Annotated in this window: 19 protein-coding genes and 1 tRNA gene; 14 read left to right on the top strand and 6 right to left on the bottom strand. The window is 69.2% G+C overall.

The features are described from left to right. Window position 1: 1 nt before the first annotated feature. From BLV94_RS42885 to BLV94_RS42875, 3 genes are all read right to left on the bottom strand, one after another. Complete coding sequence (locus BLV94_RS42885; RefSeq protein ID WP_072941781.1) at window positions 2-595, bottom strand: DUF3090 domain-containing protein; 594 nt, start codon at window positions 593-595, stop codon at window positions 2-4. 128 nt (window positions 596-723) lie between these two features. Next, window positions 724-1,422, bottom strand: coding sequence for a histidine phosphatase family protein (locus BLV94_RS42880; RefSeq protein WP_072941784.1), 699 nt, complete (start codon window positions 1,420-1,422; stop codon window positions 724-726). A gap of 40 nt (window positions 1,423-1,462) precedes the next feature. Beyond that, window positions 1,463-2,308 (bottom strand): undecaprenyl-diphosphate phosphatase, encoded by an 846-nt coding sequence (locus BLV94_RS42875; protein ID WP_072941787.1) that lies wholly within the window; start codon window positions 2,306-2,308, stop codon window positions 1,463-1,465. A gap of 232 nt (window positions 2,309-2,540) precedes the next feature. Here BLV94_RS42875 and BLV94_RS42870 point away from each other — a divergent pair, with 232 nt between their 5' ends. The 5 genes from BLV94_RS42870 to BLV94_RS42850 all read left to right on the top strand — a co-directional run bounded on the left by BLV94_RS42870 (window position 2,541) and on the right by BLV94_RS42850 (window position 7,227). Further along, the gene (locus tag BLV94_RS42870; RefSeq protein ID WP_072941788.1) at window positions 2,541-3,470 is read left to right on the top strand and encodes an aldo/keto reductase; all 930 of its coding nucleotides are present in this window, start codon (window positions 2,541-2,543) and stop codon (window positions 3,468-3,470) included. A gap of 97 nt (window positions 3,471-3,567) precedes the next feature. Further along, window positions 3,568-4,254, top strand: a complete 687-nt coding sequence (locus BLV94_RS42865; RefSeq protein WP_072941791.1) for a biliverdin-producing heme oxygenase — start codon at window positions 3,568-3,570, stop codon at window positions 4,252-4,254. Then, entirely contained in the window at window positions 4,251-5,291 is a 1,041-nt protein-coding gene (locus BLV94_RS42860; RefSeq protein ID WP_072941792.1) for a heme/hemin ABC transporter substrate-binding protein, read from the top strand. Before BLV94_RS42865 ends, BLV94_RS42860 begins: the two co-directional genes overlap by 4 nt. Next, entirely contained in the window at window positions 5,288-6,361 is a 1,074-nt protein-coding gene (locus BLV94_RS42855; protein ID WP_072941795.1) for a FecCD family ABC transporter permease, read from the top strand. The genes BLV94_RS42860 and BLV94_RS42855 overlap by 4 nt, the downstream gene beginning before the upstream one ends. Then, window positions 6,358-7,227 carry a heme ABC transporter ATP-binding protein gene (locus BLV94_RS42850; RefSeq protein ID WP_072941963.1) on the top strand — a complete coding sequence of 290 codons (870 nt, stop codon included), beginning with the start codon at window positions 6,358-6,360 and terminating at the stop codon, window positions 7,225-7,227. The genes BLV94_RS42855 and BLV94_RS42850 overlap by 4 nt, the downstream gene beginning before the upstream one ends. A gap of 10 nt (window positions 7,228-7,237) precedes the next feature. On the opposite strand, the gene BLV94_RS42845 is transcribed toward BLV94_RS42850, so the two are convergent. Further along, window positions 7,238-7,591, bottom strand: a complete 354-nt coding sequence (locus BLV94_RS42845) for a hypothetical protein (protein WP_072941965.1) — start codon at window positions 7,589-7,591, stop codon at window positions 7,238-7,240. A 184-nt stretch (window positions 7,592-7,775) separates the two neighbouring features. Between BLV94_RS42845 and BLV94_RS42840 the strand changes: the two genes are divergently transcribed. Genes BLV94_RS42840 through BLV94_RS42830 form a run of 3 tightly spaced genes read left to right on the top strand, consistent with a single transcriptional unit; the run spans window position 7,776 to window position 10,107 of the window. Further along, window positions 7,776-8,786, top strand: coding sequence for an NHL repeat-containing protein (locus BLV94_RS42840; protein ID WP_072941797.1), 1,011 nt, complete (start codon window positions 7,776-7,778; stop codon window positions 8,784-8,786). Then, the gene (locus BLV94_RS42835; RefSeq protein WP_072941800.1) at window positions 8,787-9,026 is read left to right on the top strand and encodes a DUF5703 family protein; all 240 of its coding nucleotides are present in this window, start codon (window positions 8,787-8,789) and stop codon (window positions 9,024-9,026) included. Between the two features lie 10 nt (window positions 9,027-9,036). After that, the gene (locus BLV94_RS42830) at window positions 9,037-10,107 is read left to right on the top strand and encodes a quinone-dependent dihydroorotate dehydrogenase (RefSeq protein WP_072941802.1); all 1,071 of its coding nucleotides are present in this window, start codon (window positions 9,037-9,039) and stop codon (window positions 10,105-10,107) included. Between the two features lie 75 nt (window positions 10,108-10,182). On the opposite strand, the gene BLV94_RS42825 is transcribed toward BLV94_RS42830, so the two are convergent. Both BLV94_RS42825 and BLV94_RS42820 read right to left on the bottom strand, forming a co-directional pair. After that, window positions 10,183-10,713 carry a YbhB/YbcL family Raf kinase inhibitor-like protein gene (locus tag BLV94_RS42825; protein ID WP_072941804.1) on the bottom strand — a complete coding sequence of 177 codons (531 nt, stop codon included), beginning with the start codon at window positions 10,711-10,713 and terminating at the stop codon, window positions 10,183-10,185. 33 nt (window positions 10,714-10,746) lie between these two features. Next, window positions 10,747-12,099 carry a M20/M25/M40 family metallo-hydrolase gene (locus BLV94_RS42820; RefSeq protein WP_072941807.1) on the bottom strand — a complete coding sequence of 451 codons (1,353 nt, stop codon included), beginning with the start codon at window positions 12,097-12,099 and terminating at the stop codon, window positions 10,747-10,749. 111 nt (window positions 12,100-12,210) lie between these two features. Here BLV94_RS42820 and BLV94_RS42815 point away from each other — a divergent pair. From BLV94_RS42815 to BLV94_RS42790, 6 genes are all read left to right on the top strand, one after another. After that, window positions 12,211-12,296: transfer RNA gene (locus tag BLV94_RS42815), tRNA-Leu, on the top strand. A 72-nt stretch (window positions 12,297-12,368) separates the two neighbouring features. Next, entirely contained in the window at window positions 12,369-13,823 is a 1,455-nt protein-coding gene (locus BLV94_RS42810) for an SDR family oxidoreductase (RefSeq protein ID WP_072941810.1), read from the top strand. Window positions 13,824-13,929: 106 nt separating this feature from the next. After that, window positions 13,930-14,346: a universal stress protein gene (locus BLV94_RS42805; RefSeq protein ID WP_072941812.1), complete on the top strand. Its 417-nt coding sequence runs from the start codon at window positions 13,930-13,932 to the stop codon at window positions 14,344-14,346. Between the two features lie 87 nt (window positions 14,347-14,433). Further along, window positions 14,434-14,844: a DUF2784 domain-containing protein gene (locus BLV94_RS42800; RefSeq protein WP_072941814.1), complete on the top strand. Its 411-nt coding sequence runs from the start codon at window positions 14,434-14,436 to the stop codon at window positions 14,842-14,844. 35 nt (window positions 14,845-14,879) lie between these two features. Further along, window positions 14,880-16,124, top strand: coding sequence for a saccharopine dehydrogenase family protein (locus BLV94_RS42795; RefSeq protein ID WP_072941816.1), 1,245 nt, complete (start codon window positions 14,880-14,882; stop codon window positions 16,122-16,124). A gap of 262 nt (window positions 16,125-16,386) precedes the next feature. Then, window positions 16,387-17,352 (top strand): sulfite exporter TauE/SafE family protein, encoded by a 966-nt coding sequence (locus BLV94_RS42790; protein WP_072941819.1) that lies wholly within the window; start codon window positions 16,387-16,389, stop codon window positions 17,350-17,352. Window positions 17,353-17,452 lie beyond the last annotated feature (100 nt).

The raw sequence follows: 17,452 nt of genomic DNA, 5'->3' as shown, positions 1-17,452 counted from the left end.
GTCAGTCCTCCTCGTCCATTTCCGGGGTGAGTCCGAAGCTCTGGCCGCGGCGGTACCCGTTGGTGCGGATGCAGATGTGTCCCTCCGGGGCGAGCGGCTCGCCGCACAGCGGGCACGGTGCGCGACCGGCGGCGATGACCCGCTCGGACCGCAGGGAGAAGTCCCTCGCCTGCAGCGGGGTGAGGAAGACGCGCACGGCGTCCGGTCCGTCGTCGGAGTCGTCGAGGACGACGGACTCGTCGAATTCCGTCTCGCTGACGGCGAGCAGTTCCACGACGACGGCTCCGGCGTCCGCGTCCCAGCCCAGGCCCATCGTGCCGACCCTGAACTCGGCGTCGATCGGGGTGACGAGTGGGCTGGAGTCGTCGAGTTCGGCCCCTTCCGGGGGAACCTCCGTGCCGAACCTGCGGTGCACTTCCTCGAGGAGAAGTCCCATCCGGTCGGCCAGGACCTGTACCTGCTGTTTCTCCAGTAGGACGCTGATCACTCGCGCCTCGTGTACTGCCTGGAGATAGAACGACCTGTCGCCGGGTTCGCCCACCGTCCCGGCAATGAATCGGTCAGGAGTGCGGAATACGTGAATTGCGCGTGACATTGCACCTCCTTCAGCTGGAGCCGGGCCCTACTGCGGCGCTGCCCACTCGTTGTTCCGTCTCGGACTGTTCCTCGCAGCATGCTGCGTTCATTATCCGTCAATCGTTACCGGCGGTGTCCGCCCAATCATCACAACCGGACCTCCCCGCCCGGCACCGATCCGGATACTTCGGCCCGGGCGCCGTCTCCCGACGCCGGTGGCACGTTCACCCCCGACAGATCGGCCCCGGTGTCGTTCATCTTCAGCACGTAGGGGCGGGTGGAGGTGTACCGGACGACGCTGATGGAGGCGGGTTCCGCGACGATCCGCTGGAATCCGTCGAGGTGCGCGCCGAGGGCGTCCGCGAGGACCGACTTGATGACGTCACCGTGCGAGCAGGCCACCCACACGACGTCGCGGCCGTGGAGTTCCGCGAGCCGGGCGTCGTGCTCCCGGACCGCGGCGACGGCCCGCGCCTGGACCTGGGCGAGCCCTTCTCCGCCGGGGAACACGGCGGCGGACGCGTGCTGCTGCACGATCTTCCACAGCGGCTCCTCGAGCAGGACCTTCAGCTCGCGACCCGTCCACTCGCCGTAGTCGACCTCGACCAGCCGATGTTCCACCACCGGGGTCAGGCCCCGTGCTCGGGCGAGCGGTGCCACCGTCTGCTCGCACCGCAGAAGCGGTGAGTGCACGATCTCCTCGATCACCACGTCGGCGAGCCGGGCCACGATCGCCTGCGCCTGCTCGCGGCCGCGGTCGTCGAGTTCGACTCCCGGTGACCGGCCGGCGAGCGTGTGTGCAGTGTTCGAGGTCGACCGCCCGTGGCGCAGCAGCACAACTGTCATTGGCCCAGCCTAGTGTCGCGCACTCCCCGACCGCCCGATCTCAGGTGGCCGACACGACGCCGGTCGCGAGAAGCGACAGGACGATGACGCCGAGGATTATGCGGTAGCCGACGAACCAGTACATGGAGTGGTCGACGACGAAACGCAGCAGCCACGCGATCGACGCGTAACCGATGGCGAAGGCGATCGCGGTCGCGACGAGGAGCTGCGGACCGCTCGCGTTGAGACCCTCACCGGCCGGTTCGAATGCGTCCGGCAGGCTGAACAGCCCGGATGCGACGACCGCGGGGATGGCGAGGAGGAACGAATAGCGGGCCGCGGCTTCGCGGGTGAGTCCGAGGAAGAGGCCGGCGCTGATCGTGCCGCCCGACCGCGAGACTCCCGGGATCAGGGCGAGCGCCTGGGCCGAGCCCATGATGATGCCGTCCTTGGCGCGCAGGTCCTCGACGGGACGCACCTTCCGCCCGTAGTACTCGGCCGCCGCGATGACGAACGCGAACACGATCAGCATGGTGGCGATCAGCCACAGGTTGCGGGCTCCGGTGCGGATCTGGTCCTTGAACAGGAACCCGAGCACACCCACCGGAATCGTGCCGATGATCACATACCAGCCCATCCGGTAATCGAGGTCACTGCGATGCTCGGCATGAAACAGTCCCCGGAACCAGCCGGCGATAATCCGTCCGATGTCCCGGGCGAAGTAGATGAGCACCGCGGCCTCGGTGCCGAGCTGGGTGACGGCGGTGAACGAGGCACCGGCGTCGTCACCGAAGAAGACCTCCGACACGATCCGGAGATGGCCCGACGAGGAGATGGGCAGGAACTCGGTCAATCCCTGGACGGCACCGAGGACAATCGCCTGGAGCCAGGTCATCGCCTCGCCCATCACTCACCGGTCCCGAGGCCGAATGTGCCGCTCTGACGCCAATTTCCCATGTCGCGTTCGTAATTCACCGGCGCCACGGTACCGGTGGGGGTGACCTCCGGCAGAATCCGGCGTGGCAGGACCCCTGCCACGCGATACCCCACTACTCTGCTCCTGTGGTGGCCGGTCCCGGGGGCACCAGCATCTTCGGGGGATGCCCGGGTTGCAGCTACGGTACGAGACGCAGGCGGTTATGGAACAGAGATCGGTCGGAGCAAGCGGGTTGCGAGTGTCACGTCTCGGCCTGGGCACGCTCACCTGGGGTCGGGACACCGACGGCGACGAAGCCGCCGCGCAGATCGCGGCGTTCGTCGATGCGGGCGGAACCCTCGTCGACACCTCCCCCGCATACGGCGACGGTGCGGCGCAGCGGATCCTGGCGGAACTGCTCGACGACGTGGTGCCGCGCACGGAACTCGTCCTGAGCTCGAGTTCGGGCATCAACCCGGCGGGACCCTCGCGAATCGACTGCTCGCGACGGGGACTCGTCGCCCAGCTCGACGCGACCCTGCGCGAGCTCGGCACCGACTACCTGGACATGTGGCAGGTCGCCACGTGGGATCCGTTCACGCCGGTCGACGAGGTCGCCGCCACACTCGATTTCGCGGTGTCCAGCGGCCGGGTCCGGTACGTCGGGGCGAGGGGCTACCTGGGCTGGCAGCTGGCGACCGCGGCAGGCGCGTCCCGGGGCACCACGCTCGTCGCCACGCAGGTGGAGTACTCGCTCCTCGCCCGGGGCGTCGAGGAAGAGCTCGTTCCGGCAGCCGCCCATCACGGCGTCGGGATGTTCGCGGCCGTGCCGCTGGCCCGCGGGGTGCTCACCGGCAAATACCGCAACGGCATCCCCGTCGATTCGCGCGGGGCCGACGAAGCGCACGCGCAGGACGTCCAGAGTTACCTCACCGACTCGTCCGTGCGGGTGGTGGACGCGGTCGTGACCGCAGCCGACGGTCTCGGCACGTCCCCGCTGGCGGTCGCACTCGCCTGGGCACGCGACCGTCCCGGGGTCGCGAGCGCGGTCGTCGGGGCCAGGGACATCGCCCAGCTGACCGGAGTGCTCGTCGCCGAGGAGCTGGAATTGCCCGCAGCGATCGCGGCCGCGCTCGACGACGTCAGCGCGTAGCGCGGGCGGGGCAGGCGGACGTGCACCTGCAGTTCACGTGCAGGGCAGGCTAACCTGGTGCTCACCGGCCGACGTCCGTAGATCCGCAGGAGAGTCCATGACCACGCTGAACGAGGCCGACGCGGCCGACCGCGGAACCGTCGGCTTCGCCGAGCGCATCAAGGCGGGCACGGACGCCGCTCACCGGGAGACCGAGCAGTCCCGCTTCGTCGGGGCCCTGCTCGCCGGTGAGCTCACCTCGGACGGCTACGCCGAACTGCTCGCGCAGACGTACCTCGTCTACCGCGAACTCGAGGACGCCGGACGCGCCCACACCGGCAGCCCCGTCGTGTCGCCGTTTCTCCACGACGAGCTGTTGCGGGTTCCGTCGCTGGAAGCGGATCTCGAGTTCCTGCGCGGGCCGTCGTGGCGGGACACCGTCTCCGCGCTGCCCGCCACCACCCGGTACGTGGAACGGCTCCGCGAGGTGGCGTACGAATGGCCCGCCGGTTTCGTTGCGCACCACTACATCCGGTACATGGGCGACCTGTCGGGCGGGCAGATCATCCGGCGCATGCTCGAGCGCGCCTACGGGTACAGCACCGAGGGCCTGCAGTTCTACACCTTCGACGAGATCCCGAAACCGAAGGTGTTCAAGGATACCTACCGCGCGACACTCGACGCGGCGCCGCTGTCTCCGGAGGACCAGCAGCGCGTGATCGACGAGGTCAACCTCGCCTACCGCCTCAACGGCGCCCTCTTCGCCGACCTCGAAGCCGGCATCGACCGGTATCGCGCACGATGAGGCTGGTGTCCCGTACCCGCGCAGACAGGTCGCTGTTCGCCGTTCTCGTCCTGCTCCTGGTGGCCGCGGTGGCCGTGTCGGCGTGCAGTTCCGGTACCGGCGACAGCGCGGGCGGTACCGGCGGCGCGCGCACGGCGGTCCTCGACGACCTGAATCCGGAGCCTCTCGCGTCCCCGGCGACACCGGCGCTGCCCGTCACGGTCCGCAGTTTCGACGGGGTGGACGTGACGATCACGGACGCGAGCCGGATCGTGACCGCGGACCGCTACGGAACGCTCACCGAGACGGTGTTCGCGCTCGGGCTCGGCGACAACGTGGTGGGCCGGGACATCGCGTCCGAGTTCCCGGCCGCGCAGGACGTGCCGGTGGTCACACCGGGTGGGCAGTCCCTCAATGCCGAGGCCATCCTCGACCTGGCGCCGACGGTGATCCTCACCGACACCAGCATCGGACCGCAGGCGGTGCAGGATCAGCTGCGGGCCGCCGGGGTGCCGGTGGTCTATTTCGATCCGACGCGCACCCTCGACGGCGTGCCCGGCCAGATCACCGCGGTGGCGGATGCGCTCGGGGTGCCGGAGCAGGGCCGGGAACTCGCGGCCCGCACGGAGAGCGAGATCGCGGCGGCCCGCAGTCGCGCGCCCCAGGGCGAGAATCCGCTGAAGATCGCGTTCCTCTATCTGCGCGGCACCGCGATCACCATGATCGGCGGCCCGGGATCGGGGGCCGACTCCCTGATCGACGCGCTCGGCGCCGTCGACGCCGGTACCGCCTCGGGGATCACCCAGCAGTTCGCCCCGATCACCAGCGAGGCACTGATCGCCGCCGCCCCCGACGTGCTTCTCATGATGACCGGTGGACTCGAATCGATCGGCGGGATCGAGGGCCTGGAGAAGGTCCCCGGGGTGGCGCAGACACCGGCGGGCAGGAACCAGCGGGTCGTGGACATGCAGGACGGGGTGCTGTTGAGCTTCGGCCCCAACACCGGTCGCGTCCTCGGCGCTCTGGCCGACGCCGTCTACCCGGCCGCCACTCCATGACGGTCGAAGACCTCGACGCTCCTGGTAAGCCCTCGTCACGCACCCGGACCGGTGCCGTTCTCGGCGGTCTGCTGATCGCCCTCGCCGTCGCCGCCGTGTTCTCGGCCTGCATCGGTCAGGTGCCGACCGGCCCCGGGGAGGTCGTCGGAAGCATCCTGCACCGCGTCGGACTGGATCTCGGGCCGATGCCCGCGCACCCCAGCGGTGAAGTGACGCTGTGGGAGGTCCGGTTCCCCCGCGTGATCCTCGCGATCCTGGTCGGGGCGGCACTGGGATGCGCGGGAGCGCTGCTGCAGGGTGTGTTCGCCAACCCGCTCGCCGAACCCGGCGTCATCGGGGTGTCCGCGGGCGCCGCGGTCGGCGCCAGCGCCGCGATCGTCGTCGGCGGCGCGTTCGCGGCCGGGTGGACGGTGGCCGCGGCCGCCTTCGTCGCCGGACTGGTCACGACCGTCGCCGTGTATCTCCTCGCCCGGCACGAGGGCCGCACCGAGGTCGTCACCCTCGTCCTGACCGGTGTCGCGGTCAACGCGTTCGCCGGCGGACTCATCGCCTTCTTCACGTTCGTCGCGTCCCCTGCGGCGCGCGATCAGATCGTCTTCTGGCAACTGGGCAGCCTCAACGGGGCCACCTGGAGCGCGGTCGCGGTGGTGGCGCCGATGACGGTCGCCGGGATCGCCGCCACGATGACGATCGCCGGGAAACTCGACCTGCTCTCGCTCGGCGAGAACGCGGCACGTCACCTCGGCCTCGACGTCGAACGGCTGCGTCAGATCGCGGTGCTGATCGTCGCCCTGCTCGTCTCGTCCAGCGTGGCCTTCACCGGCATCATCCTGTTCGTCGGGCTGGTGGTCCCGCACCTGATGCGGATCGCCGTCGGTCCGGGCCACCGAGCCCTGATTCCGGCGAGCGCGCTGTGCGGTTCCCTCGTGCTGCTGCTCGCCGACCTGGGCGCCCGGTCGCTCGTGGCCAACGCGGACCTCCCCCTCGGCATGCTCACGGCCCTCGTCGGCGGGCCCTTCTTCTTCTGGTTGCTGCGCCGCACCCGGGCCAGTCAGGGCGGATGGGCATGAATCCGTCGTTCCGCACCCGCGTCGGCGAGGCCCTCGAGCAGAACCTGTTCCGGCGGACCGATCCGGTGCCCCCGCCGCGACCCTCGGGGGCCGTGACGCTGCGCGCGGACGGCATCGCCGTCACCCGCGGCGGCAGACCCGTCCTCGACGACGTGTCCGTGGACGTGCGGATCGGGGAGGTCCTCGTTCTCGTCGGCCCCAACGGGGCGGGCAAGTCGACGCTTCTCGCGGCGCTGTCGGGTGATCAGGACGTCCACGCGGGCAGCGTGCACCTCGACGACCGGGACCTCGGCGAGTGGACGGCGCTCGAGATGGCCCAGCGACGGGCGGTCCTCCCCCAGCAGAACACGGTCGGATTCTCGTTCACCGCACGTCAGGTGATCACGATGGGCCGGTCCCCGTGGGCGCGCACACCCCGCACCGACGACGACGCCGCCGCGATCGCCGAGGCCATGCGGATCTGCGACGTGGTGGCGTTCGCCGACCGGCCGTTCACCGCGCTGTCGGGTGGCGAACGCGCCCGCGTGGCGCTGGCCCGGGTGCTGGCGCAGCGGACCGAGACGATCCTGCTGGACGAGCCCACCGCCGCCCTCGACCTCGGCCATCAGGAGACGGTGATGCGTCTCGCCCGCTCCCGCGCGGAACGGGGCACCGCGGTGGTGGTCGTGCTCCACGACCTCGCACTCGCCGCCGCGTACGCGGACCGGATCGTGGTCCTCGAGCAGGGCCGCGTCGCGGCCGACGGGCCTCCCCGCGACGTCCTGTCCGAGGACCTGCTGACCCGGGTGTACGGGCACCCCGTCGAGGTCATCGCGCACCCGGTGACCGGCGCGACCCTCGTCCTCCCCCGCCGCGACCACCGCTAGCGGCCGGCGGTCACAGTCCGTCGATGACCGCGCCCAGGCGGCTGAGGACCGCACGCACGGTGATGCCGTCCTCCGTCCCCACCACCAGGGAATCGGGATCGGACACGGCGTCCCGCACGACGGCGACGATGCTGCGCTCGTCGGTCAGGTCGATCTCCCGGACCGAGCGCCGCGCCGACGCCACGATGTCGTCCGGGTCCGGGACCTCGGTTTCCACGTCGGCGCGGTAGACCTCGACGTGCATCGTGCTCTTGCGCACGCGGAATGCGTAGGAGTTGCCTTCGGCGGTCCGGCCGAAGCCGTGCGCGTGCGGTCCGACCGAGATGTCTTCGACGGTGAACGTCGGCGTTTCGGGTGTTTCCACGGTCTGCTCCTCGATGACCTGGGCCGGCGGTCGGGAAACCACCGGGCGCGGGGTCGATGTTTCTCACGGTATCGCCTCGGCACCCGCTCGGCACCGACCGAATTCGTGGGCGTTTCGCGGATCAGGGATGCTAGTGGACAGTTGTGCAGGTGTAGGTCGTTGAGAGAACCCCGAGGAGCAGCACATGGGTAGACCGGGAGCGCGCGTCGTCGCCTCGTGTATCGGAGCGGCATTTCTACTGGTCACGGGTTGTTCGTCGAACTCCGACGAGGATCAGGCGATCACGATCGCGCCCGCGACTGCCGCGCAGTCCCCGGCGCAGAGCACCGCGCCCGCGGGTGTCGTCCACCCCGTCGGCGTGCCGATCGATTCGACCACCTTCGACCCCGAGACCCGCACGACCGTCGTCCTCGGCGGCGAAGGCAACGAGATCCTGCTGTTCCCGGCCGGCGATTTCACGGCGGCTCCGCGCACGATTCCGCTCGACGGGGCCGTCGCCCAGGTCTCCCTCGCTCCCGGCGGCGTGGCCCTTCTCGCGATGAACACGCAGGTAGGACGGCTCGACCTGCGCACGGGCGAGGTGACGTTGGTCCCCGCCGACGGCGACGTCCGTTCGGTCGCGCAGTTGCCCGACGGCCGGCTGGCGATGGGCCTGGGCAATGGCGAGATTCACATCGTGAACACCGAGACGAACGAGTCACAGGTGATCGACGGCCTCACCTCCGTCGACGGGCTGGCCGTCGTCGGCGACTCGCTGACCGCCCTCGACCGCGGTCAGACGTCCGTCACCGCCGTCGACGTCCCGGGTTCCGCGCTCGGCGTCGCGCTGCGCGCCGGTGAAGGTGCGACGCAACTCACCACCGACCACTACGGGCGCATCCTCGTCACCGACACCACCGGCGACGAACTGCTCGCCTACACCACTGACACACTGATGCTCCGTCAGCGGTTCCCAGCCGGACTTGCGCCGTACGCCGTCGCCTACGACGACTCCGCCGACCGGGCGTGGGTCACGCTGACCGGAACCAACGAGGTGGTCGGATTCGACCTGTCCAGCGGTGTCGGCGTGGAAACGGCCCGGTATCCCACCGTCCGGCAGCCGAACTCTGTCAGTGTGGATACCGTGAACGGTGACCTCCTGATCGGTTCCGCGACGGGAGACGGCTTGCAGCAGATCCCGACGAGGAGTTCGTAGATGGCATCGCATTCACGTCGACTCCCCTCCGGGTGGGAGATCGAATCCGAGGACTACGAGTACGTGCCGCTTCGGCTGCCGCCCGACGTCACCCGCGTCAGCGCATCGATGCGCTTGGCCATCCAGGCGGAATTCGGCGGCTGGGAGCTGTCGCGGGTCCGTCTGTACTCCGACGGAAGCCGCCGAGTTCTGCTCAAACGAAGGAAGACCGCTCACCATGTCCCCGACCCCGCAATCTAGGGAGACCTCCTTGTACCACCTGCTCTTACGGGTGATGTTCTGCCTTCCTCCGGAGCGCATTCATCACCTGGCCTTCGCTGCGATGCGCCTGGTCACGCGGTTCTCGCCGCTGCGCCAACTCGTCGCCAGGGTTCTCGTGGTGGACGATCCGATACTGCGGAACACCGTGTTCGGACTCGACTTCCCGGCGCCGCTCGGGCTGGCCGCCGGGTTCGACAAGGACGCCACCGGTGTCGACGCTTGGGGTCCTCTCGGATTCGGGTTCGCCGAAGTGGGCACCGTCACCGCCCAGGCGCAGCCGGGCAACCCGGCTCCCCGCCTGTTCCGGCTGCCCGCGGACCGTGCGCTGATCAACCGGATGGGGTTCAACAACCACGGCGCAGGCAACGCGGCCAATCACCTGCGTCAGCGCCGGGCCGGCGTCCCGATCGGCGCGAACATCGGCAAGACCAAAATCGTGAATGCCGCGGACGCCCCTGCCGATTACACGGCGAGCGCGCAACTGCTCGGCCCGCTCGCCGATTTCATGGTGGTCAACGTCAGCTCACCGAACACCCCGGGACTGCGCGACCTGCAGGCCGTCGAATCCCTCCGGCCGCTGCTGCGTGCGGTACTCGACACCGTGACCGTGCCCGTGCTGGTGAAGATCGCCCCGGACCTGTCCGACGACGACGTCGACGCGGTCGCGGATCTCGCCCTCGAACTCGGCCTCGCCGGCATCGTCGCGACCAACACCACCATCCGGCGAGACGGCCTGAACACCCCGGACGACGAGGTGACGGCGATCGGCGCGGGCGGGTTGTCCGGCCCTCCGGTCGCCGAACGATCCCTCGAGGTCCTGAACCGCCTGCACGCGCGGGTCGGGGATCGCCTGGTGCTGATCTCCGTCGGCGGCATCGAGACGCTCGACCAGGCGTGGGAACGCATCCTGGCCGGGGCGTCCCTCGTGCAGGGGTACACCGGCTTCATCTACGGCGGCCCGTTCTGGGCTCGCCGCATCCACAAGGGCCTGGCCCGGAAGGTGCGCGAGGCCGGCTACTCCTCGATCGCCGATGCGGTCGGCGCCGGCGCCGTGCGCTGACGCAACCCGCGCCGAGACCGGTGGCCGGAGAATCCCGAGGATTCGCCGGCCACCGGTGTTTCCGAAACACCGGAGTTACTGCTCGTACGTCCCCTGGATCTTCGCGCGGGCGATCGCGTGGGAGAACAGGTTGAACCCCAGGAACGCGGGCGTCGACTCGGCCGTGACGCCGTCGAGGGTCTCCACGTCGACCGCGTGGACCACGATGATGTAGCGGTGCGGCCCGTGACCTGCCGGCGGGGCGGCGCCGAGGAAACGACTCAGTCCGGCGTCGTTCTTCAGCGTGATCGCACCGGTCGGGAGCCCGGTTCCCTCGTCGTCGCCTGCGCCGCTCACCAGCGTGGTCGTGTCGGCCGGGATGTTCGCGACCGCCCAGTGCCAGAACCCGGACACCGTCGGCGCGTCGGGGTCGTACACCGTCACCGCGAAGCTCTTGGTCTCGGCGGGGAACCCCGACCACGACAGCTGCGGTGAGTTGTCGTGGCCGCCGGCGCCGAAGATTCCGCTGACCTGTTCCTTGTTCAGCGGCTGCCCGTCGGTGACGTCGGTGGAGGTCAGCTCGAAACTCGGCAGGTCGGGAAGTGCCTCGTACGGATCGTGTGACATGCGGTTCCTCTCTTGTCGCGTATCGGTTTTCGATCAGCTGTGGAGCAGAAAATGTTCCAGCACGCGTGTACCGAACAGTAGTGCGTCCACGGGTACCCGTTCGTCGACGCCGTGGAACAGCGCACCGAAATCCAGGTCCGCAGGCAACTGCAGCGGTGCGAATCCGAAGCACCGGATGCCGAGCTTCGCGAACGCCTTGGCGTCGGTTCCGCCCGACAGCATGTACGGCACGGTGCGGGCGCCGGGGTCGTGGGCAAGGATGGCGTCGTTCATGGCGTCGACCAGATGCCCGTCGAAGGTGGTCTCGTAGGAGTCGAGCTTCGTGATCCATTCGCGCTGGACGTCCGGTCCGATGAGTTCGTCGATCGTCGCCTCGAACTCGGCCTGCCTGCCGGGCAGGATCCGGCAGTCGACGACGGCCTCCGCGGTCTGCGGGATGACGTTGGCCTTGTAGCCGGCGGACAGCATGGTCGGGTTCGCGGTGTCACGGAGCGTGGCACCGAGGATGTTGGCGATGGAGCCGAGTTTCGCGAGGGTGCCGTCGAGGTCGGGCGACGTCGGGTCGAAGTCGAGTCCGGTCTCCTCGCCTGCCGCTTCCAGAAATTCGGCCACCGAATCGGAGATGACCAGCGGGAACGTGTGTGCCCCCAGCCGGGCGACCGCCTGCGCCAGGATGGTGACGGCGTTGTCGCCGTGCAGGAACGAACCGTGTCCGGCCCGGCCCTTCGCGGTCAGCCGCATCCATCCGAGACCCTTCTCCGCCGTCTCGACGAGATAGAGCCTGCGGTCCGTGCCGTCCGGGCGGGCAACGGTCAGGGAGAAGCCGCCGACCTCGCCGACGGCCTCCGTAACCCCCTCGAACAGATCGGGACGATTCTCGACCAGCCACTGGCAGCCGTACTTGCCACCGGCCTCCTCGTCGGCGACGAACGCGAACACGAGGTCGCGGGGCGGAACGATGCCCTCCGCCTTGAACTGGCGGGCGACCGCCAGGATCATCCCGACCATGTCCTTCATGTCGACGGCGCCGCGACCCCACACGTACCCGTCCTCGACGGCTCCGGAGAACGGGTGGACGCGCCAATCGGCCGGTTCGGCGGGTACGACGTCGAGGTGACCGTGCAGCAACAGCGCGCCGCGGTCGGGGTCCGAACCCTTCAGCCGCGCGAACACGTTGCCGCGACCCGGTGCGCCCGACTCCACGTATTCGGTCTCATAGCCCACTTCCTGCAGCTGGGACGCCACCCACTCCGCACACTCGCGCTCGCCCTTCGTCGTCGCGAGCTCTCCGGTGTTGGACGTGTCGAAGCGGATCAGTGAACTGACGAGATTCACGACTTCGGCTTCGGCGCGACCCTGGCCTGGGGTTTCCTGTGTAGTTGGCACTCCACTTTCCTACCATCGGGCAGGCGGAAACGCTCAGGTGAGAGGGGCGATTTGGGCCGTGGCGGTTCATCGGTTAATCTTTTGCAGCACCCAGGAAATGGGGGCAGGCAAGTCCGAGTGGCGGAATGGCAGACGCGCTAGCTTGAGGTGCTAGTGTCCTATTAACGGACGTGGGGGTTCAAGTCCCCCCTCGGACACTCTGAGTTGAGACAGACGAAAAGGCCCCGGTTCACTGAACCGGGGCTTTCTTCGTGAGAGGGCGAAGTTCGATGGGTGAAACAACGACGACGATCGATCCGGCGGATCTCGAGATCTGCCTGAAAGTTCTCGATCTGGCGGCAGACCTCGACGACGCGGATCCCGATTCCGTCACGGTCCAGCGTGCTGTCGGTCACCTTTTCAAGAAGTTGAAGAAGCGCAGGCGGATCGCGGCCCGCGACGCCGTCTCCGAGGCCGACCGTAAGATCGTCGCCGCCACCGCGACGGGTTCCCCCGACCGGATCGACGACGAGACCGCGGGCATCCTGCTGACGTCGAACGCCGACGGCGCGTCCGCGGGCACCCTGATCCGGCCCCGCCCGTGCTACATCTGCAAGCAGCGCTACACCCGGGTCGATGCGTTCTACCACCAGTTGTGCCCCGAGTGCGCGACGAAGAGCCGCGCCAAGAGGGACGCGCGCGCCGACCTCACCGGACGCCGGGCGCTGCTGACCGGTGGTCGCGCCAAGATCGGCATGTACATCGCGCTGCGGTTGCTCCGCGACGGCGCCCACACCACCATCACGACCCGTTTCCCCAACGACGCCATCCGCCGCTTCAAGGCGATGGAGGACAGCAGCGAGTGGATCCACCGGCTGCGGGTGGTCGGTATCGATCTGCGTGACCCGGCGCAGGTCGTCGCGCTCGCCGACTCCGTCGCCGCGCAGGGCCCGCTGGACATCCTGATCAACAATGCCGCGCAGACGGTGCGACGCTCGCCCGGCGCCTACAGCGCGCTGGCGGACGCCGAATCCGGTGCGCTTCCCTCCGGCGACCTTCCCGACGTCCTGACGTTCGGCAAGACGAGCGACGCCCACCCGGCGGCGCTCGCCGGGTCGCTGTCCGACGTGTCCGTGATGGCGGGCGCCGCGCTGTCCCCCGACGCGGTGAGTTCGCTCGCGCTGGTCGCGAAGTCGGCGTCTCCCGATCGGATCGATCAGGGTCTCGCGATCGACGCCGGCGGTCTGCTGCCCGATCTGGCGCACTCGAACAGCTGGGTCCAGACGGTCGAGGAAGTCGACCCGATCGAGCTGCTCGAGGTGCAGTTGTGCAACTCGGTCGCCCCGTTCATCCTCGTGTCCCGGCTGCGGCCCGCGATGGCGGCGGCAGGTGCGCGCCGCAAGTACGTGGTGAACGTCTCCGCGATGGAAGGCCAGTTCAGCCGCGCGTACAAGGGTCCCGGGCATCCGCACACCAACATGGCGAAGGCCGCGCTGAACATGCTCACCCGCACCAGCGCGAAGGAGATGCTCGAGGACGGCATCCTCATGACCGCGGTGGACACCGGGTGGATCACCGACGAGCGGCCGCACTACACCAAGATGCGCCTGGCAGACGAGGGTTTCCACGCCCCCCTCGACCTCGTCGACGGCGCCGCCCGCGTCTACGACCCCATCGTCCAGGGCGAGCAGGGCGTCGATCTGCACGGCTGCTTCCTGAAGGACTACGAGCCCTCACCCTGGTGATCGAGCACCACACAAACCCCCGTTTCGAGAGCATCGACACAGCCGGAGCACTGTCCGGCGTGGGGATAATGGACGTGGTACCGATCCCTGAATATGGAGGCGCTTCATGGCGATAGCCGTTGTCCACCGAGACAGCCCGGAAGGCCGGGCGGCCATCGTCCACGCCGCCCGCGAGGCTGTGCAACGACGGGAACAGCTACTCGTCCTCCACGTCCTCGACGACGACCCCGGACAGGATGCGGAGTCCGACCGGTCCGCTCTGCGCGCCGAGATCCAGGCGACGCTCGAGAGCGGCGGGGTCGGCGAGTCGTCGTGGGAACTGCGCACCAGCGAACACGACGGCGATCAGGTGAGCGCACTGCGCACGCTGGTCGACAGCAGCGGCGCGGACCTGCTCGTCGTGGGCACCCGGCGCATGTCCCCGGTCGGCAAGTTCCTCCTGGAACGATGGCTGCAACGCCTCCTGCTCGAGGTCGATATTCCGATCCTGGTGGTCAAGGAAGAGGCGCGCGGCCCCGCCTGATTTCGTTCCGAGCCCGTTCCCCCGTGGACCCGGCAGCCCGCGCCTACGATGGCGTAGGGGGACGCTTCGGAGGTCAGGGGTGCATCGATGGGGAGCGTGGTCTTCTACGAAGTCGTCGCCGACGCGACGGTCGTCGCACACCTGATCTTCATCCTCTACGTCGTGTGCGGTGGTTTTCTCGCCTGGCGGTGGCCGCGGACCATCGCCCTCCACCTGGCGGCGGTTGCCTGGGGGTTCACCGGCCTGATCGTCGGCATCGACTGCCCGCTGACGCATCTGGAGAGTTGGGCCCGCGTCCGCGCAGGGCAGGACCCGCTCCCCTCGTCCGGGTTCATCGCCCACTACCTCACCGGCGTGGTCTACCCGGAATCCGCCGCGGGAGCGATCCAAACCCTCGTGGCGCTGGGCGTCGTCACGTCGTGGGCCGGTTATGTCGTCCTGCGGGTCCGCACCCGTGCACCCCTCACACCGACCCGCCCCGGCGGCGCCGGACTCTGACCTCACCCTTCCCTACCGACGAGTAGGGTCGTGTCATGACAGACAGCACACGTGAATTGGATCTCGTCGTGTACGGGGCCACCGGCTTCGTCGGCAAACTCCTCGCCGACTATCTCGCACAGCACGCCCCGGACGGTGTCCGGATCGCGCTCGCGGGGCGGACGGCCGCCAAACTGGAAGCGGTGCGGTCCGCGCTCGGTCCGCGCGCGGCGGACTGGCCCCTCATCGTCGCGAATTCCGACGACGCCGCGTCGCTCGCCGCCCTGGCGGGACGCACCCGCGTGGTCGCGACGACGGTCGGCCCCTACGCCAAATACGGACACGCACTCGCGGCGGCCTGCGCCGAGGCGGGCACCGACTACGTCGACCTCACCGGAGAGGTGCTGTTCGCCCGCGAGAGCATCGACGCCAACCACGAACGGGCCCGCGAGACCGGCGCCCGGATCGTCCATTCCTGCGGTTTCGACTCCATTCCGTCCGACCTCGGGGTGCACGTCCTCCACGCGAAGGTCCGTGAGGACGGCGCGGGTGAACTCACCGACACCACCCTGGTGGTCACGTCGCTGCGCGGCGGCGTCAGCGGCGGCACGATCGATTCGCTCCGCACCCAGGTTGACGTGTCCAAGAAGGACGCGGCGTCGCGCCGTCTCGCGGCCTCGCCGTACTCGCTGAGCCCCGACCGGTCGAAGGAACCGGATCTCGGCAAGCAGTCCGACATGGGTGTGGTCGACGGCAAGACCATCGCGCCCGGGGTCAAGGGCTGGAAGGCGCCGTTCTTCATGGGCCCCTACAACACGCGGGTCGTGCGGCGCAGCAACGCGCTCCGCGATTGGGAGTACGGCCGGGAATTCAAGTACCGCGAGGTCATGAGTGTCGGCAGTTCCCCGATCACGCCGGTGATCGCGGGTGCGGTGACGGTCGGCCTCGGCGCGTTGATCGCCGGCATGGCCCTCCCTCCCACCCGGTACGTCCTCGACCGCGTTCTGCCCTCACCGGGCGACGGTCCCAGCGAGGAGGCGCAACGCAACGGCCACTTCACCGTCGACCTGTACACGACCACCACCACGGGCGCGCACTACACGTCGCGGGTGAAGGCGAAGGGCGACCCCGGCTACCGCGCCACCGCGGTGATGCTCGGCGAATCCGCGTTGAGTCTCGCCCTCGGCGGCGACGCGCTCCCGGACGCGGCAGGTGTCCTCACTCCGGCGACGGCACTCGGCGACGTGCTGGTCGCACGGCTGCGCGACGCGGGCATGGAGATCTCCGCGCGAAAGCTGTGAACGGGTGGGCGCGTGTGAAGATGACACGCGCCCACCCCTCCCGCTAATGTCGATCCTTGTGCGCGGATGGCTGTGCACACGACGCGAGACACGGGAGTTCGAGTGAACGGCACGAGCGCGCAGGCAGGCCCCGCGGCCTCGCTCGCCCTCATGCCCTTCTGGCCCTCCCGCCGAGGCCATGCCTTCGACCAGGGATGTTGCTGACCAGCCTGCTCGCTGGTCTTTGCTGCCCTGACGGTTCGCTCTCTCGGTCGGAGTCTCGATGTTCAAGCTCTTGATTTTCACGCTGGTCGGCGTGGGTGCCCAGCTGGTCGACGGCGCCCTCGGCATGGCGTTCGGCGTGACTGCGACCACCCTGCTCGTGTTCAGCGGCGTCGGGCCCGCCCACGCCAGCGCGGCGGTGCACTTCGCCGAGGTCGGCACGACGCTCGCCTCCGGGGCGTCGCACTGGCGGTTCCGCAACATCGACTGGCCCCTCGTGCTCCGCCTGGGCGTCCCCGGCGCCATCGGCGCGTTCCTCGGCGCGACGGTGCTGTCGCAGTTGTCGACGGCCGCCGCCGTCCCCGTGACGTCTACGATCTTGCTCGCGATCGGCGTGTACGTCCTCCTCCGCTTCTCGATCCGTCCTCCCGCCGTCAACGACGCGCGGACGTCACCGCACACGGCGAAGTTCCTCTCACCGCTCGGACTGTTCGGTGGATTCATCGACGCGAGCGGTGGCGGCGGCTGGGGGCCGATCACCACCAGCACGCTGCTCTCGCGAGGCAAGACCGCGCCGCGCACGGTCATCGGCTCGGTCAGCGCGTCGGAGTTCCTGGTGTCCGCCGCGGCCAGCATCGGATTCATCTTCGGGCTCGGCAGCGACTTCTTCGACAACATCCCCATCATCGCGGGTCTGGCGCTCGGCGGAATCATCGCCGCACCGGTCGCCGCGTGGCTCGTCAGCCGGGTGCCTGCGACCCTGCTGGGCACCGGTGTCGGCGGCATCATCATCATCACCAACGCGCAGAAGCTGTTCAAGACGTTCGACGTGACCGGCGTCCCCGCCGCCCTCGGCTACATCGCCCTCGTGGCGGGGTGGGCCGGACTGCTCGTGGTTGCGTGGCGCCGCTCGCGTCTCAGCGCCGCGGAGGCCGCGGGCGATCTGCACCGGATCGACACCGAGATCGACACGCTCGGTGAGCCGGAAGCGCAGTCCCTGGAGCCGTCCACCGGCGACAAGGCCTGAGCTCACCTCACACCTCCGCCCGGATCGAGAAGCCGCCGGACATCTGCCACACCGCATCCTTACCAGCGGGTAACATTGGTCGCGGTTCATGGCACCCGTC

Origin of the sequence: Rhodococcus koreensis (assembly GCF_900105905.1) — a bacterium.
GTDB classification, from domain to species: domain Bacteria; phylum Actinomycetota; class Actinomycetes; order Mycobacteriales; family Mycobacteriaceae; genus Rhodococcus_F; species Rhodococcus_F koreensis.
The sequence above is the reverse complement of the archived record's forward strand: the minus strand, read 5'-3'. Positions and strand labels throughout refer to the sequence as shown.

Coding starts and splice junctions, on each gene's coding strand:
- BLV94_RS42885 (WP_072941781.1), bottom strand. CDS start 595: ATGTCACGCGCAATTCACGTATTCCGCACTCCTGACCGATTCATTGCC.
- BLV94_RS42880 (WP_072941784.1), bottom strand. CDS start 1,422: ATGACAGTTGTGCTGCTGCGCCACGGGCGGTCGACCTCGAACACTGCA.
- BLV94_RS42875 (WP_072941787.1), bottom strand. CDS start 2,308: ATGGGCGAGGCGATGACCTGGCTCCAGGCGATTGTCCTCGGTGCCGTC.
- BLV94_RS42870 (WP_072941788.1), top strand. CDS start 2,541: ATGGAACAGAGATCGGTCGGAGCAAGCGGGTTGCGAGTGTCACGTCTC.
- BLV94_RS42865 (WP_072941791.1), top strand. CDS start 3,568: ATGACCACGCTGAACGAGGCCGACGCGGCCGACCGCGGAACCGTCGGC.
- BLV94_RS42860 (WP_072941792.1), top strand. CDS start 4,251: ATGAGGCTGGTGTCCCGTACCCGCGCAGACAGGTCGCTGTTCGCCGTT.
- BLV94_RS42855 (WP_072941795.1), top strand. CDS start 5,288: ATGACGGTCGAAGACCTCGACGCTCCTGGTAAGCCCTCGTCACGCACC.
- BLV94_RS42850 (WP_072941963.1), top strand. CDS start 6,358: ATGAATCCGTCGTTCCGCACCCGCGTCGGCGAGGCCCTCGAGCAGAAC.
- BLV94_RS42840 (WP_072941797.1), top strand. CDS start 7,776: ATGGGTAGACCGGGAGCGCGCGTCGTCGCCTCGTGTATCGGAGCGGCA.
- BLV94_RS42835 (WP_072941800.1), top strand. CDS start 8,787: ATGGCATCGCATTCACGTCGACTCCCCTCCGGGTGGGAGATCGAATCC.
- BLV94_RS42825 (WP_072941804.1), bottom strand. CDS start 10,713: ATGTCACACGATCCGTACGAGGCACTTCCCGACCTGCCGAGTTTCGAG.
- BLV94_RS42810 (WP_072941810.1), top strand. CDS start 12,369: ATGGGTGAAACAACGACGACGATCGATCCGGCGGATCTCGAGATCTGC.
- BLV94_RS42805 (WP_072941812.1), top strand. CDS start 13,930: ATGGCGATAGCCGTTGTCCACCGAGACAGCCCGGAAGGCCGGGCGGCC.
- BLV94_RS42800 (WP_072941814.1), top strand. CDS start 14,434: ATGGGGAGCGTGGTCTTCTACGAAGTCGTCGCCGACGCGACGGTCGTC.
- BLV94_RS42795 (WP_072941816.1), top strand. CDS start 14,880: ATGACAGACAGCACACGTGAATTGGATCTCGTCGTGTACGGGGCCACC.
- BLV94_RS42790 (WP_072941819.1), top strand. CDS start 16,387: ATGTTCAAGCTCTTGATTTTCACGCTGGTCGGCGTGGGTGCCCAGCTG.